Here is a 1,054-nt window from a genome sequence, read left to right as displayed (position 1 = left end):
GGCTTTGTTGCGTAATTCAGACGAGAAACCAAACCTCCTAAAGTTGAGCGACTGTTATACAATATACTGAGTTTCAGGCATACCAAGCCCTGTAAGTTTGTTCAGTGCTTTGATCATGGCGTAAGTCTCGCCAACCTGAGCGTTGTAATTTCTTAGACTTAATTTCCCACCTAGCAACTGTTTTACTCGGTACATTGCGGTCTCTGACAGAGAGCGCTTATGATAGCCATACCGCTTTTTCCACTTCTTGTTGGAGCCGTAGAGCTTCTGGCAACCTACCGCTAAGTTACGAGGATGCCCTTGTTCCCAGAAGGCTGCTCCTTCTCTTGGCGGGATGAGCGGAACAGCTCGCTTGATCCGTATGGCATCATGGCAATTCCTTGTGTCATAAGCGCCATCGCCTGATATCTCAATGATTTTACGACGTGTTTGCTTGAGTAAGTTGGGGAGCACTTCGGCATCAGTTACGTTAGATAAGCTCAGCTCTGCTGCGACTATTTCGTGGGTGCTTGTATCTACCGCGATATGCAGCTTACGCCAGACTCTTCGCTTCCCATCAGTTCCATGCTTCTTGACCTTCCATTCACCTTCGCCATAAACCTTGAGGCCAGTGGCATCAATGGCCAGATGTTGTATTGCTCCTCTGGTTTTGGTTTTAAATGAAACTTCAACTTCCTTAGCTCGGCGGCTTATACAGGTGTAGTGCGGGCAAACAAGCGGGATGTTAGCCAGCTTAAATACGGAGTCTAGAAAACCTTGCAGCGCTCTCAAGGGCATAGAGAAAACGCGTTTCACCATCAGTGCGGTAGTAATGGCTAAGTCGCTGAATCGGCGAGGTCTACCACGCTTGCCTTGTTTGTTTTGCTTCCACTCAGCTATCGCTTCCTCATCAATCCAAAAGGTCAGAGAACCACGGTTGATTAAGGATTTATTGTACTGCTTCCAGTTAGTTGTTTTGTAACGAGGTTTAGGCATGAGGCTACGACGATTGATGGGCGTAGCCGCTCAGATCGTAGTTTCTTGATTTAGTTCCATCGAATTACGCAACAAAGCC

The 1,054-nt window shown here is 47.2% G+C and carries 1 protein-coding gene; it reads right to left on the bottom strand.

Going from position 1 to position 1,054, the window contains the following annotated elements:
• Positions 1-54: 54 nt before the first annotated feature.
• Positions 55-975, bottom strand: coding sequence for an IS5-like element ISVa2 family transposase (locus QTO06_RS25280; RefSeq protein WP_010446562.1), 921 nt, complete (start codon positions 973-975; stop codon positions 55-57).
• Positions 976-1,054: the final 79 nt, after the last annotated feature.

The organism is Vibrio sp. M260121 (assembly GCF_036533715.1).
In the GTDB taxonomy this organism is placed as follows: Bacteria; Pseudomonadota; Gammaproteobacteria; order Enterobacterales; family Vibrionaceae; genus Vibrio.
The sequence above is the reverse complement of the archived record's forward strand: the minus strand, read 5'-3'. Positions and strand labels throughout refer to the sequence as shown.

What these genes read in the sequence shown, in the direction of transcription:
- QTO06_RS25280 (WP_010446562.1), bottom strand. Translation starts at nt 975, where the DNA reads ATGCCTAAACCTCGTTACAAAACAACTAACTGGAAGCAGTACAATAAA.